Source organism: Flavobacterium sp. (assembly GCF_031363805.1).
Classification (GTDB): domain Bacteria; phylum Bacteroidota; class Bacteroidia; order Flavobacteriales; family Flavobacteriaceae; genus Flavobacterium.
Genome location: NZ_JANLVD010000088.1, coordinates 1 through 14,860, shown reverse-complemented (window position 1 = coordinate 14,860; position 14,860 = coordinate 1). Strand labels below are relative to the sequence as shown.

Annotated in this window: 11 protein-coding genes and 1 pseudogene; 10 read left to right on the top strand and 2 right to left on the bottom strand. The window is 29.7% G+C overall.

The features are described from left to right. Together RMN92_RS04930 and dnaN are read left to right on the top strand one after the other, a co-directional pair. Positions 1 to 501: pseudogene (locus RMN92_RS04930) on the top strand (gliding motility-associated ABC transporter substrate-binding protein GldG); the annotation flags it as partial. Between the two features lie 99 nt (positions 502 to 600). Further along, positions 601 to 1,719, top strand: a complete 1,119-nt coding sequence (dnaN, locus tag RMN92_RS04925; RefSeq protein WP_309608353.1) for a DNA polymerase III subunit beta — start codon at positions 601 to 603, stop codon at positions 1,717 to 1,719. Positions 1,720 to 1,772: 53 nt separating this feature from the next. Here the strand turns inward: dnaN and RMN92_RS04920 are convergent, their stop codons facing one another. After that, a complete protein-coding gene (locus tag RMN92_RS04920; RefSeq protein WP_309608352.1) occupies positions 1,773 to 2,432 on the bottom strand; it encodes an HAD family hydrolase in 660 nt (219 codons plus the stop codon). A 117-nt stretch (positions 2,433 to 2,549) separates the two neighbouring features. Between RMN92_RS04920 and RMN92_RS04915 the strand changes: the two genes are divergently transcribed. The 3 genes from RMN92_RS04915 to RMN92_RS04905 are packed head-to-tail and all read left to right on the top strand — an operon-like array spanning position 2,550 to position 3,963. Continuing rightward, positions 2,550 to 3,092, top strand: a complete 543-nt coding sequence (locus RMN92_RS04915) for a sigma-70 family RNA polymerase sigma factor (protein WP_309608351.1) — start codon at positions 2,550 to 2,552, stop codon at positions 3,090 to 3,092. A gap of 24 nt (positions 3,093 to 3,116) precedes the next feature. Next, on the top strand, positions 3,117 to 3,506 hold the full coding sequence (locus tag RMN92_RS04910; RefSeq protein ID WP_309608350.1) for a hypothetical protein: 390 nt from the start codon (positions 3,117 to 3,119) through the stop codon (positions 3,504 to 3,506). A 10-nt stretch (positions 3,507 to 3,516) separates the two neighbouring features. Then, entirely contained in the window at positions 3,517 to 3,963 is a 447-nt protein-coding gene (locus tag RMN92_RS04905) for a sensor of ECF-type sigma factor (RefSeq protein WP_309608349.1), read from the top strand. Between the two features lie 8 nt (positions 3,964 to 3,971). On the opposite strand, the gene RMN92_RS04900 is transcribed toward RMN92_RS04905, so the two are convergent. Continuing rightward, positions 3,972 to 5,024, bottom strand: coding sequence for an oxidoreductase (locus RMN92_RS04900; RefSeq protein ID WP_309608348.1), 1,053 nt, complete (start codon positions 5,022 to 5,024; stop codon positions 3,972 to 3,974). A gap of 118 nt (positions 5,025 to 5,142) precedes the next feature. Between RMN92_RS04900 and RMN92_RS04895 the strand changes: the two genes are divergently transcribed. The 5 genes from RMN92_RS04895 to RMN92_RS04875 form a co-directional block, all read left to right on the top strand. Continuing rightward, positions 5,143 to 7,107, top strand: a complete 1,965-nt coding sequence (locus RMN92_RS04895; RefSeq protein ID WP_309608347.1) for a KUP/HAK/KT family potassium transporter — start codon at positions 5,143 to 5,145, stop codon at positions 7,105 to 7,107. Between the two features lie 2 nt (positions 7,108 to 7,109). Then, positions 7,110 to 7,973, top strand: coding sequence for a bestrophin family ion channel (locus RMN92_RS04890; protein WP_309608346.1), 864 nt, complete (start codon positions 7,110 to 7,112; stop codon positions 7,971 to 7,973). Positions 7,974 to 8,050: 77 nt separating this feature from the next. After that, positions 8,051 to 10,471 (top strand): phenylalanine--tRNA ligase subunit beta, encoded by a 2,421-nt coding sequence (pheT, locus tag RMN92_RS04885; protein ID WP_309608345.1) that lies wholly within the window; start codon positions 8,051 to 8,053, stop codon positions 10,469 to 10,471. 86 nt (positions 10,472 to 10,557) lie between these two features. After that, positions 10,558 to 11,274, top strand: a complete 717-nt coding sequence (locus RMN92_RS04880) for a hypothetical protein (protein ID WP_309608344.1) — start codon at positions 10,558 to 10,560, stop codon at positions 11,272 to 11,274. Positions 11,275 to 11,417: 143 nt separating this feature from the next. Next, the coding region (locus RMN92_RS04875; protein WP_309608343.1) for a translocation/assembly module TamB at positions 11,418 to 14,860 on the top strand (3,443 nt) is incomplete at its 3' end.

Below are 14,860 nucleotides of genomic sequence, written 5' to 3'. Positions count from 1 at the left end.
GTAGGAACTCCAGTCGAAATTAATTTGAAATTGGTAAACGAAAAACCAAATATCGAAGAATATATTCCGGGAAATATTCCAATGAGTATACTTTTGGAAGGTAAATTTTCGTCTGTTTATGAAAATAGGGTTTTGGCTTTTCAAGATAAATCATTTAAACCCAAAGGCAAATTTTCTAAAATGATTGTGGTTTCTGATGGCGATATTATAAAAAATCTATTGGATGAAAATGGGCAACCACTTGAATTGGGTTTTGATAAATGGACAAATCAAGTTTATGCAAACAAAGAATTTTTATTAAACTGCGTGAATTATTTGTTGGATGAAAATGGACTTATCAACATTCGAAGCAAAGAAGTTGATTTGCCATTGCTTGACAAAGAAAAAGTATATGAAAATTATACCTTCATACAAATCATAACACTGGGACTTCCACTACTTTTACTGCTGTTCTTTGGTTTTACTGTTATGTATTTAAGAAAAAGGCAATTTGGCAAGTAGTTGTTGATAAAAATGTTTTAAAAACCCGTTAGTTTACAATATATTTGCAACATATAAAATTTTACTTCAACGTAAAATTAACAATTAAAGACAAAAATGATGAAGTTTATAGTATCCAGTTCCTATTTACTAAAACAATTACAAGTTTTAGGAAGCGTTATTAATAGTAGTAATACGCTGCCTATTTTAGATAATTTCTTATTTGAACTTAAAAAAAGTGAGTTGATAGTTTCTGCCTCAGATTTGGAAACTACCATGTCAGCCGCACTAACAATAGATTCTACGAGTGAAGGAAGCGTTGCTGTACCAGCAAAACTGTTATTAGAAATACTAAAGACATTTCCAGAACAACCTTTAACATTTACTGTTGAAGAAAATAGTACCATAGAGATAAGTTCTCAATCTGGAAAATATGCTTTGGCTTATGCACCTGGAGAAGAATTTCCAAAATCGGTAAATTTGGAAGAACCATCCAAAACTGTAGTTCCAGCCGAAGTACTATCTACTGCCGTAAGCAAAACTATTTTTGCCGCTGGAAACGATGATTTGCGTCCGGTGATGTCTGGTGTTTTCTTTCAGTTTTCCCCAGAAGGTTTAATTTTTGTAGCCACTGATGCACACAAATTGGTAAAATATTCTCGTACAGATGTAAAAGCTTCGCAAGTAGCAGATTTTATCATGCCAAGAAAACCATTGAATATTTTAAAAGGAATATTGGGTGGCACAAATGAAGATGTTACTATTGAATACAATGATTCGAACGCCACATTTTCATTCGATAATTATATTTTAACTTGTAGATTAATTGATGGAAAGTATCCTAATTATGAAGCAGTTATCCCAAAAGAAAATCCAAACAAATTAATGATTGATAGAACACAATTTTTAAGTTCTGTGCGTCGTGTAGCCATATTTTCAAATAAAACTACGCATCAAATTAGACTTAAAATTGCGGGTGCAGAATTGAATATTTCTGCGGAAGATATCGATTATTCCAACAAAGCAGAAGAACGTTTGACTTGCGATTATCAAGGTGATGATATGCAAATAGGCTTCAACTCAAGATTTTTATTAGAAATGTTGGGCAACTTGCAATCGGACATGATTATGCTTGAAATGTCTATGCCGAATCGCGCAGGAATTTTAACGCCAGTTGATGGCCTTGACGAAGGTGAAACTGTAACTATGTTGGTTATGCCAGTTATGTTGAATAATTAGGAACTAGTTTTCAAAATATACAAGCCTAGATTTTACTATCCAAATAGTGAAATCTAGGTTTTTAATTTAGAAATAATTTTAAAATTCAATTGGCTGAAATCATTGATTACTATATCTGCCAAGGAATAATCTTGTAGTTTCGAATTAAAACTATCATATCCAACACAAAAAATACCAGCATCTTTTGCGGCTTTAATACCATTTGTGCTGTCTTCAATAACAATACAATTTTCTTTTGGAGCAAAAGATAATGAAGCTGCATGCTCAAAAATAGCAGGATGTGGTTTTGATTTTGGAAAATCTTCACCAGAAACAATATGAGTGAAATATTGATGCAGATTGAATCGATCAAAAATTCTTTTGATAGTTACTTTTGATGATGACGATGCCAAAATAAGTTGTATGTTATTCAGATACAAATCTTGAATTAAATTTTCAACTCCATCAAGTAAAAACAAGTCCTCTTTTTTATCGAAAGCATCGTTGTATAATTCTCTTTTTGTATTGACTAATTCCTCAATTTCATTAGAAATATTAAAGTTATCTTTTAATCTTTGATACACATTTTTAGTTGAGTTTCCAGTAAAGGAAGCATACATTTCTGGAGAAACATTAATATTTAATGCAGAAAAATGCTGTCTGAATGCATAATGATGAATAGGTTCTGTATCAACAATTACACCATCCATATCGAAAATAACAGTTTGAATCATAGTTTTTAAATTTCAGAACGACAAAGGTACAAAGTTGGTTTGCTTCAAATGAAAAAAATAAACTTTAAATTAAACCTTTTTCAATATCTTTAGTCTTACTATAAAACAAAGCCAATTTTGCAGGACGAAAAAGCTTTTATCGAAGAATTATTAAATCCGAAAATGCAAAATGAAGCGTTTAGAAAACTCCTGCAATTGTATCAAAAACCATTGTATAATCATATTAGGAATATGGTTTTAAACCATGATGATGTGGATGATGTTTTGCAAAATACATTTGTGAAAATATTCCAAAATCTTAAAAATTTTAAAGGCGACAGCAAATTGTTCTCATGGATTTATAGAATTGCTACCAACGAAGCATTAACTTTCATGCAACAGCGTTCAAAAAAACAAGGAATTTCTAACGAAGAAATTCAGCAAAAAACCCTTAATAATTTGGAAACCGATGTGTGGTTTGATGGAAATGAAATTCAATTAAAATTGCAAAAAGCCATTGCTATTTTACCAGACAAACAACAATTAGTTTTCAAGATGAAATATTTTGAAGAGTTAAAATATGAACAAATTGCAGAAATTACAGAAACATCAGTTGGCGCACTCAAAGCTTCGTATTTTCATGCAGTAAAAAAAATTGAGGTTTTTTTGAAAAGCAATTAAACCTTTTAGGATAAAATTAGTCTTATGAATATGAAAGAATTTGATTTAGAAAATAACGAAAAAATAGCATCGGGATTTAAAATTCCAGAAGGATATTTTGATGATTTTGAATCTAAAATGATGCTAAAACTTCCAAATACAGAAGTTAAAGTAATTCCATTAATAGCAAAAAGAAAATTTTGGTTCTCGGCAATTGCAGCTTTATTTTTAATTGCTATTAGTGTTGGCATGTATTTGAATTTCTTAAGAAATGAATTAACAATAAATGAGGAATATTTATTGGCATTTGAAAGTTCAATTACAACAGATGAAATTGCAGAGCATTTGACAGATGAAGATCTTAATAAAATTGAAGAATCTCTAAATTTATTAGATCCTGAAACAGCTCAATATGCTCAAGAATATTTACAATAAACATATTATTATGAAAAAAATTATAACTCTTTTACTTATTTTTATTTCCACTTTTGCATTTGCTCAAAATGATAAAAAAATGGAGCGTATCAAAGCACTTAGAGTTGCTTTTATATCTACAAAATTGGATTTAAGCCCCGAGGAAGCTCAAAAATTTTGGCCTATTTTTAATAAATTTGATGAGGAACAATTGGAATTGCGCAAGCAAAATAAATTGGTCATGTTTAAATTGAAACCACAAAATGCTGCCAGCGTTTCTAGCAATGAAATGGATAAACTTTTAGAAGAATCTGAATTAATTGAAGCCAACTTACAAAATAATAGAAAACAATTCGTCAAAAATCTGAAAGGTGTAATAAGTCCACAAAAAATATTACAACTAAAACAGTTAGAAGATGATTTTAAAAGCAAACTTATGCAACAAATAAAAAATCGGAAACGAAATCAAAACCAATAAAATGAAAACTATTTGAAAGTAATTTTTAAAATTTTATTTTTTCCAGCTGCGACTGCCGTTTTTTCATCGATAAATCTAATCGTGTATAAATCACTTTCGTTAGACAATTTTTTCCACTTTTTATCTTTTTGTCGGTAATAAAAAATTCCTGCATTCGCCAAAACAATTATAGACTTACCACCACTTTTTGGAAAATATTGCACACATGAAGCATAGCCAAATGCACGATTGTCATCTATTAAATTCCAAGTTTTACCACCATTTGACGTGATGGCTTTATTTTTTGAATTTAAATTTGGTATTTGATAATTCCCTCCAGTAATGAATCCGTTTTCTTGATCGTAAAAATCTGCTGTGAAAATTCCAGTCATAGATCCACCTTGAACAATTGGTGTTTCAAATATTTCCCAAGTTTTTCCTTTGTCAAGTGACCTGTATATTTTGGATTTTATGCCACCCGAAGCCATCCACATTGAATCATCTTTAAGAATCAAATTAGTATTACTGGTGGCAAAAAAGGCTTCACCTTCAGCAAATTTCGGCAAATCTTCGCAAGGTATTTTTTGCCAGCTCTCTCCGCCATTTGTAGTTTTGATAAACGATGGACAATTTTCAGTTGGATCGCCAACGGCAAAACCTTCGTCATCATTCAAAAATTGCATGCTATCGTAAAAAACTTTTGCATTGTTTTCTTGATAAACCAATTTCACTTCAGAATTATCTTTTGAAATTCGATATAGCAACGCAGGATTTCCAATGGACATTATAAAAATATACTTTGAAGTTTGGGCGATACTTCTAAATTCTAATTTCAATTCTTCCTTAGCTATCAATCCTTTAAAATGTGGCATTGAATCAAGAGATACATAACCATAATTTCCATTATTTGCTGCATACCAAACTTTATTTTTATCAATTAAAATGGCACGACAACTCATTTTTTCACTTAGTAAAGTATCTATTGATATTTTGGTAATTTTGTGATTAATAATAATATTTTTATCCGATAAACAATTATAGAACAAGAAAAACAATGGAATTAAAAAAAAATATTTTTTCATTTTCAAATTATTAAAAGTCTAAATTACTCTTTTTATAAAAAATATTTATAAATTCCTTCAAAAAATACTTTAATTAAATTAAAAAAAATTATTTTTGGCAATTATTTAAGCATAATATATGAGCGCATCTCACAGCCACGAACTTCACAGTAAACTTTCACTTGGCGGAATACTTGTAACATTAGGAATTATTTTTGGGGATATTGGAACTTCCCCATTGTATGTAATGAAATCAATTATTGGTTCCTATGCCATTAACACAGACGTAGTTTTGGGAGGAATTTCGGCTATTTTTTGGACATTAACATTACAAACCACTATAAAGTATGTGTTGATAACACTTTCTGCAGACAATCATGGCGAAGGTGGAATTTTTGCGCTATATGCATTAGTAAAACGTACCAAAGTAAAATGGCTTATTGTTCCAGCAATTATTGGCGGAAGCGCACTTCTAGCAGACGGAATTATAACGCCTCCAATATCTGTAGCCTCGGCTGTAGAAGGAATTAGAACTTATTATCCAGATATAAATACGGTACCAATTGTAATAGGTATTTTAATTTTTCTATTTACTATACAACAATTCGGAACTAAATTGGTAGGTAAATTTTTTGCACCAATGATGATGATTTGGTTTGGAATGTTGGGCGTTTTAGGAGCCCTCCAAATTTTTCAAAACGTTGATGTATTAAAAGCTATCAATCCATACTATGCCTACAGATTATTAATAGTTCATCCAGAAGGATTTTATGTATTAGGTTTTGTTTTTCTATGTACTACCGGAGCAGAAGCATTGTACTCTGACATGGGACATTGTGGACGTAAAAACATCAGAGTGAGTTGGATTTTTGTGAAATTAGCACTTGTTCTAAACTATTTTGGACAAGGCGCGTACTTAATCAAGCACGAAGGCCTTACATTACAAAGTATAAATGCCAATAACGGAAACCCGTTTTATTTAATCATGGCAGATTGGTTTCAGCCTTACGGAATTGTAATTGCAACTATGGCAGCAGTTATAGCATCTCAAGCATTAATTAGTGGCTCATTTACTTTGATAAATGAAGCCATGAGATTAAATTTTTGGCCCAAAGTACAAATCAAATATCCTACAGATCAGAAAGGACAAATTTATATCCCATCCATAAATTGGTTGTTACTTTTAGGTTGTATAGGTATTGTATTGCACTTTGAAGAATCTAGTAATATGGAAGCTGCATACGGTTTGGCCATTGTACTTTGTATGATTATGACAACCATTTTACTTACCTATTTTATGATTATCAAAAGGGTTTCATTATTTATAATTTTACCTTTAATTTTATTGTATTTGGTTATTGAAATTAGCTTCTTGATAGCCAATTTGGATAAATTTCCACATGGTGGTTATGTGACAATAGTTATTGCATCCATACTAATATTTGTAATGTCTATTTGGTTTATGGCCAAAAAAATCAGCAAAAATTATACTAAAATTGTAAAAATTGACAGTTACAAAAAAGTTCTTGCAGAATTGAGTGTAGATTTATCGATACCAAAATATGCAACACACTTAGTCTACATGACCAATGCCAATAGAGTTGATGAAATTGAAGAAAAAGTGATGTATTCTATTTTACAAAAACGCCCAAAAAGAGCCGATTTGTATTGGTTTATTCACGTTAATATAATGAATGAGCCTTATAAAAAAGAATATAAAGTAAACGAAATTATCAAAGATGATATTTATAGAATAGATTTTAATTTAGGCTTTAGAGAAGCTACAAAAATTAATTTAATGTTTAAAGAAGTTATCAAAGATATGGTGAGCAAAGGAGAAGTTGATATTACCAGCAGATATGAATCTTTAAGTAAAAATAATATAATAGGTGATTTCAAATTTGTACTTTCAGAAAAATTCTTGTCAAATGACAGCTTTATGCATTGGCATGAAAAACTGGTCATGAATACCTATTTCTTTATTAAGAAATTCTCATTATCCGAAGAACAGGCTTTTGGTCTCGACAGTAGTTCTGTAAAAATCGAAAAGTTTCCAATGGTTCTCCACGCTCCAGAAAAAATTGAGTTAACTAGAATTGGATAAATATGATTTCATATAATCCTAAGGAATGGTTCAGTTTCATATTTAGATTTCATAAATCTGATACATTAAGAAAACTTTTTCCATTAATTATTGGAATAGGAATTTACACTTTTATTATTGCTTATTTAGAATTAGTGATTTTTAAACTCTCTGAAAGCAGCCACCTAAAAAACATTACTGTTATGCACGGAATGTTGGGTTTCGTGATTTCATTATTGTTAGTTTTTAGAACAAACACAGCTTATGACCGATGGTGGGAAGGTAGAAAACTCTGGGGAAGCTTAGTAAACAACAGCAGAAATATTGCCCTTAAACTTTCGTCGATATTAACTGAAAAAGAAGATAAACTTTTTTTTAAAAAAATAATTCCATATTATGCTCATGTTTTAAATTTACATCTTAAAAATCAAAATATCAGTCACGAATTATTTGATGAATATAATGTAGATGTAAAAAATAAAGTTCACAAACCAAACCAAGTCATTAAACTGCTATTCAAAAAAATAAATGAATTACATTTAGACAACAAAATTTCTGCCGAACAATTAATTTATTTAAATCCAGAATTAACATCTTTCACAGATATTTGTGGTGGTTGCGAACGTATAAAAAATACGCCAATTCCATATTCATACAGTGTTTTTCTAAAAAAATTTATTTTTTTCTACGTCATGTCATTGCCGTTAGGTTACGTTTTTAGCTTAGGCTATTATACCATTCCAGTAGTAGTTTTCATTTTTTATGTGCTAGCAAGTTTAGAGCTTATTGCCGAAGAAATTGAAGACCCTTTTGGCGAAGATGAAAATGACTTACCAACCACGAAAATTTCTGAAACAATCAAGAAAAATATAGAAGAAATTCTATAAATCAATAATAAAAAACATACTAAAAATTTCATGCTGCAAAGCCATTTACTATCTTTGCAAGCTTATATTTATTTAAAATGAAAATATCATACAACTGGTTAAAACAATTTATAAAAACGGATTGGGATTCTGAAAAAACTGCTTCCATGTTGACCGATTTGGGTCTTGAAGTAGAAGGAGTTGATAAATACCAATCTGTAAAAGGTGGATTGGAAGGTATTGTAGTGGGTCATGTTCTATCTTGTATTCAACATCCAAACGCTGATAAATTAAAAATTACTACTGTAAATGTTGGCAATCAAACAACTTTGCAAATAGTTTGTGGAGCTAGCAACGTTGCAGAAGGTCAAAAAGTGCCTGTTGCTACTATTGGAACAATTTTGTATGACAAAGAAGGCAAGCCATTTGAAATAAAAAAAGGTAAAATTCGTGGAGAAGAAAGCCATGGAATGATTTGTGCCGAAGACGAACTTGGACTTGGAAACAGTCACGATGGCATTATGATTCTTGATTCAAAATTGGAACCAGGAACTCCAGCATCAACTGTTTTTAATATCGAGAATGATGAAGTTTTTGAAATAGGATTAACTCCAAACCGTGCCGATGCCATGAGTCATTGGGGAACAGCTCGCGATTTAAGAGCTGGAATGTTGCAAAATGGAACCAATATTGAATTGATTACACCATCGGTTTCAAAATTTAAAATTGAAAAACGAACGCTTAAAATTGATGTGAATGTCGAAGATCAAAAACTTGTGCCAAGATATTGCGGTGTTACCATTTCGGATATAAAAATTGCACCATCGCCAGCTTGGCTTCAAAACAGATTAAAAGCCATTGGAATTTCTCCTAAAAATAATGTTGTAGATGTTACAAATTATGTATTACATGAATTGGGACAACCGCTTCACGCTTTTGACGCTTCAAAAATTCATGGAAAAATTATAGTTAAAAATGCAACTGAAGGAACAAAATTTATAACCCTAGATGATGTAGAACGCACATTGAGTAGCGAAGATATAATGATTTCTGATGAAAATGGACCTCTTTGTATTGCAGGTGTTATGGGCGGAAAGAATTCTGGAGTTAGCGAAAAAACCAGTGCAATATTTCTTGAAAGCGCCTATTTTAATGCTGTTTCTGTAAGAAAAACAGCAAAAAGACATGCTATAAATTCCGATGCTTCATTTAGATTTGAGCGTGGAATTGATGTAAATATTACTGAATATGCTTTAAAAAGAGCTGCTATTCTAATTTGTGAAGTTTCTGGAGGAAAAATAACATCTGATTTGGTGGATATTTATCCGAAAAAAGTGGAAGATTTTCAGGTATTTTTAAACTTACAAAATGTTACCAAACTTATTGGCCAAGAAATTTCTGCCGATGTCATAAAAAATATTTTAGTCTCGCTTGATATAAAAGTCAATAGTATTTCGAAAGTAGGCTTGGGTCTAATTATTCCATCATACAGAGTAGATGTTACAAGAGAGATTGATGTTATCGAAGAAATTTTAAGGATATATGGTTACAATAATATTGAGTTTACTCAAAAATTAAACGCTTCCATTTCAAATTCATCTCGTACAGAAGACTATAAAATTCAAAATATTATTGCCAATTTGCTAACTGCGAATGGCTTTAATGAAATGATGGCAAACTCACTAACTACACCTAATTATGTGGCGTTAAGCGAAAATTTAAACGAAACCAATAATGTTTCGATCCTAAATCCTTTGAGCAATGATTTATCTGTCATGAGACAATCATTGTTGTTTTCTGGTTTGGAAGCAGTTTCGTTTAACATTAATAGAAAAAATAATGATTTGAGATTGTTTGAATTCGGAAAAACATATCATAAATTATTATCTGGTAACCAAGAAAATAGCCATTTGACTCTATTTATGACAGGAAATAAGACAGCTGAAACTTGGACTACAAATCAAAAACCATCAGATTTCTTTCTATTTAAAGGATATGTATTAGGAATTTTAAATAAAATTGGGCTAGAAAAAATTATTGCAACACCCTTAAAAACAGATGTTTTTGCTGAAGGAATGGTGTACGAAATGGGAAATTCAACATTGGTAGAATTTGGAACAGTTAAAAAAAGTATTTTAAAATATTTTGATATCAAACAAGAAGTTTTCTATGCAGATTTTAATTGGAATGCTATTTTAAAACAAATTTCAAACAATATCAAATATACCGAAATCCCTAAATTTCCAGAGGTACGACGTGATTTGGCGCTATTAATTGACAATTCAGTTGAGTTCTCTCAACTGTTTGAAATAGCGAAAAAAACGGAAAAATCGTTACTCAAAAAAGTTGATTTATTTGATGTCTATGATGGCAAAAATATTCCAACAGGAAAAAAATCATATGCTTTGAGTTTTATATTACAAGACAATTCAAAGACATTGACAGATTCTCAAATAGAAAAAGTAATGTCTAAATTAACAAATAATTTTCAGAACGAACTTGGAGCTACTTTGAGATAAATCTGTGCTGAACAACTGTTAAACTTGCTAAATTCATTGTTATGCAATCATTTAATTATTAATTTTATAATCTAAATGATTGCATTATGATGTTTGAAAAAATTAATATCCAAGAGAAACTTCAAAGTAGACAAATTAAAATTTCCGATCAAGATCAAATAATTCAGCAAGTAAAAGCTTTATTTGAAAATGATAATTCTTTGCGTGAGGAAATTAAATCAAAAATAAAATCTGGTGCTGATGCCAACTCCAATGATTTTGATTTTGAATTATTAGAATCTGATAAAATTTTTCATATTTCTGCTATAAAATCTATATGCGTAGATTATAGATTACGATTTTTAGATAGCAATCTTTTCAAAAATAACATACCCGAGGAAGCCATTTCAAAAATAAAAAATTTAGAAAAAGCGCACAATACTCAACTTAATGGTTTTAAAATTATGGCACCAGCCAAACTTTTTAAACTAAAAAATGCTGACGATCCATTACTTTTTGCTCCAATTGGAAATAACTATTATTATTTTATACACAAATGGGGAAATGATTTGAGTCCGTTTAGAAAATTTTTAATGCTTCCTTTTAAAAATTTGATGAATTCAATAGTGGCAATGATTTTAGTAAGTATTTTGACAACAATGATTTTACCAGTTTCAAAATTTGGTCCAGAAAACCTAAATTTGGTTAAATTCATATCTTTCTTATTTGTTTTTAAATCTTATTGCGCAATCTTTTTATATTATAGTTTTTGGAAAGGAAAAAATTTCAGTTCTGTAATTTGGAATAGTAAATTCTACAATTAGCAATAATAAATTGGATCGAAATAACTAAAATTTTAAAACATTATCTAATAATTATATAAATAAAATCCTTATAATATTTTTCATCTTTGTTTAGCATTTTCATTTTAAGTGTAAATGAATTAATTCCCTAAAAGCTATTACTTTTGAAAAAATATTTAAAGAAAGCCCTCAAAATATTCCTATGGATTATAGTTTCAATCATTGGAATATTTTTATTATTGGCTATATCTCTGCAAATTCCTTATGTTCAAAATATTGCAAAAAATAAAGCAATCACCTATTTGGAAGGCAAAATTAAAACCAAAGTTTCTATAACTAAAATTGAAATTGGTCTTCCCAAAAAAGTCATTTTGGAAGGCGTTTATTTTGAAGATCAACAAAAAGATACACTTTTAGCAGGGGAAAAATTGGCTGTAGATATTAGTTTGTTTGAATTAATGAATAACAAAGTAGAAATTAATTCTATTGATTTAAAAGGAATTGTTGCCAATATTTCTAAAAATGAAAATGGAATTTTCAACTTCGATTACATTATAAAAGCTTTTGCATCTCCAAAAAAGCCAAAAGATGAAGCTCCACCAATGGAATTTTCAATCGATAAAGTGAATCTTGACAACATTAAATTTAATTATTCTGATGCAATTTCTAAAAATGACATAGCCGTCAAATTGAATCATTTTGATACCAACATAAAAACATTTGATTTAAATAATCTAAATTTTGAAGTTCCTAAAACAAAAATTGATGGATTAAACTTAAAATTAAAACAAGATTTGGTTGAGACTTTGACAGAAATTAAAGAAGAAGTTGAAGTTAAAGCAGAAAAAAATCAATTGAAGCTACAGTTGGATCAAATAGAAGTATTAAATATAAATGTAGTTTACTTAAACGAAAATTCAAAACTAAATACTTCAATAAATTTAAAAAAACTTTTTTTACAATTAAATAAAATTGATTTACAAAATCAGTTATTGGATATTGAAAATTTTGAATTGTCTGAAACTGATGGCGTATTGGCATTTGGAAAATTAAACAATATTCCATCAAAAAAAACGAGCTCTCCTCCTACTGCAAATAGCAACGATTGGAAAATTAAGTTAAAAAATACTTCCATCAAAAAAGTAAATTTTAAATTGGATGATGAAAATGCTGTTGCAGTTAAAAAAGGCATTGATTATAAGCATTTAGACATTAAAAATTTAAATTTATATGCGGAAAATATCAATTACAATACAGAATTTATCTCAGGGAACATTAGTTCATTAAAAGCCATTGAAAAAAGCGGTGTAGATATTCAGTCATTCAAAACCAATTTTTATTATAGTGATAAAGGCGCTTTTTTAAAGGATTTATATTTAAAAACGCCGCAAACTTTGGTTAAAGACGAAATTATGATTGCTTATCCATCAATCGCTTCTTTAAATGAAAAACTAGGCGAATTGATTATTAAAGCAAATTTAAAAAATAGTAAATTGGGTTTTAAAGATGTCTTACTTTTTGTACCAACATTAGCCAAAACAAATCCATTTAAAAGCAATCCAAATGCCATAATGCTAATAAACACAAGAATTTTTGGTAAACTAAAAAACATTTCGATACCAAATTTAGAAATTAGTGGCATTGGCAAAACAAAAATTGTAGCGAGTGGAAAAATTATAGGTTTACCTGATGCAAAAAATGCTTATTTCGATTTAAAAATCAATAATATCCAATCCACTTCAAAAGACATTAACAATTTTGTCCCAAAAGGAACCATTCCTAACACTATTCAATTGCCATCAAGTTTTGCTACAAAAGGCACTTTTAAAGGTAAAATAAACAATTTCAATACCAATTTGAACATTGTTAGTAGCTTTGGAAATGCAAAAATAAAAGCTTCTTTTGACCAACGAAAAAAGAATAGAGAAAGATATATTGCGCAAACAGAATTCGATAATTTTGATTTAGGAAAACTAATCAAAAATAGTGCTGTTGGCAAAGTTTCTTTAAAAGCCAGCGTTAATGGTACAGGTTTAAATCCAAAAACAGCCAATGCAACAATAAATGGAAGCATTTTAAAAGCAAATTTTAATAATTACAATTACAGAAATTTGAATTTAAAAGGTAAAATTGCCAATAGTAAATTTGACGCGAACGTGAATGCAAAAGATCCGAATTTAACTTTCGATTTAATATCCAATGGAAGTTTTCGTGACAAATATCCTTCAGGAAAATTAAAATTAAATGTTGATATCGCCGATTTAAATAAACTAAACTTGCATGCGGGTCCGCTCAAATTGCGAGGCGAAATTGATGCCGATATTCAAACTGCTGATTTGGATTTTTTAAACGGAGAAGTATCTGCTCATAATTTCACTATTGCAAACGCCAAAGAAGAATTTGTACTAGATTCCATAAATGTGGTAGCGGTTTCGACATCAGAAAAAAATGCTATAAGTCTAAAATCGCAGTTTTTAAATGCTCAAATTTTAGGCAAATATAAATTATCCAAAATTGGAAATGCATTATCCAACTCTATTTCAAAATATTACAATAACAATCCAAAATCAAAAAAATCTATTGTAGAAAACCAACAACTTGCTTTTAATATTGATGTAAAAAGCAATCCAATTCTTTTCAAACTGCTTCCTGAATTAAAGAGTTTGGAGCCAATTGCTATTTCTGGAAGGTACAATTCTGAAAATGACAGTATCGTTTTAAATGGTAAGATTCCTAAATTAATATACGGAACTAACACTATTTCAAATGCTGTTGTAGCCATTGAAACAAAAGACAACGCTTTGACTTATAATCTATTGGTCGATCATATTGAAAATCCGCAGCTACAATTGCCACACACTTTAATTTTTGGAAAAGTTGAGAACAATACCATCGATTATACTTTGCAACTAAAAGATTTGAAAGATGTGGAACGATATTTAATTGCCGGAACTTTTAAAACAGCCAACGGAAATTCCGAAATTAATTTGGATCCAAAGAATTTATTATTGAATTATGAAGCGTGGAATTTATCGGAAGAAAATCTACTTCGTTTTGGCAAAAACGGAATTTATGCCAATAATTTCGAATTGAGCAAATCTGGAAATAGTATCAAAATTCAATCGGAATCTGAAAAACCAAATGCGCCGTTAGCAATCGATTTTAAAGATTTTGAAATAGAAACCATTACTAATATTGCTCAAAAAAGCACTTTGGAAATTGGCGGGAAAATTAATGGAAATGCATTGATCAAAAATTTACAGAAAACACCATTATTTACATCCGATTTAAATATTGAAAACTTTACATTCAAAAAAGATACCTTAGGAAACATCAATATTAAAGTAGACAATCAAATTGCGAATACCTATAACGCCAAAGTTGAAATAACAGGTCAAGAAAATCAAGTTAATCTTAACGGAACTTATAAAGCCAGCACTAGCAATTTGGATATGTATTTAGACATTGATAAACTAAATTTGAAAAGCATTCAAGGTTTCACCATGGGAAATTTAACTGAAAGTACTGGTTTTCTGAATGGTAATTTTAAAATTACTGGAAACAGTTCAAAACCAAATGTGAATGGCGAATTAAAATTTAACGATAT

Coding starts and splice junctions, on each gene's coding strand:
- pheT (WP_309608345.1), top strand. CDS start 8,051: ATGAAAATATCATACAACTGGTTAAAACAATTTATAAAAACGGATTGG.
- RMN92_RS04890 (WP_309608346.1), top strand. CDS start 7,110: ATGATTTCATATAATCCTAAGGAATGGTTCAGTTTCATATTTAGATTT.
- RMN92_RS04910 (WP_309608350.1), top strand. CDS start 3,117: ATGAATATGAAAGAATTTGATTTAGAAAATAACGAAAAAATAGCATCG.
- RMN92_RS04880 (WP_309608344.1), top strand. CDS start 10,558: ATGATGTTTGAAAAAATTAATATCCAAGAGAAACTTCAAAGTAGACAA.
- RMN92_RS04905 (WP_309608349.1), top strand. CDS start 3,517: ATGAAAAAAATTATAACTCTTTTACTTATTTTTATTTCCACTTTTGCA.
- RMN92_RS04900 (WP_309608348.1), bottom strand. CDS start 5,024: ATGAAAAAATATTTTTTTTTAATTCCATTGTTTTTCTTGTTCTATAAT.
- RMN92_RS04895 (WP_309608347.1), top strand. CDS start 5,143: ATGAGCGCATCTCACAGCCACGAACTTCACAGTAAACTTTCACTTGGC.
- dnaN (WP_309608353.1), top strand. CDS start 601: ATGAAGTTTATAGTATCCAGTTCCTATTTACTAAAACAATTACAAGTT.
- RMN92_RS04920 (WP_309608352.1), bottom strand. CDS start 2,432: ATGATTCAAACTGTTATTTTCGATATGGATGGTGTAATTGTTGATACA.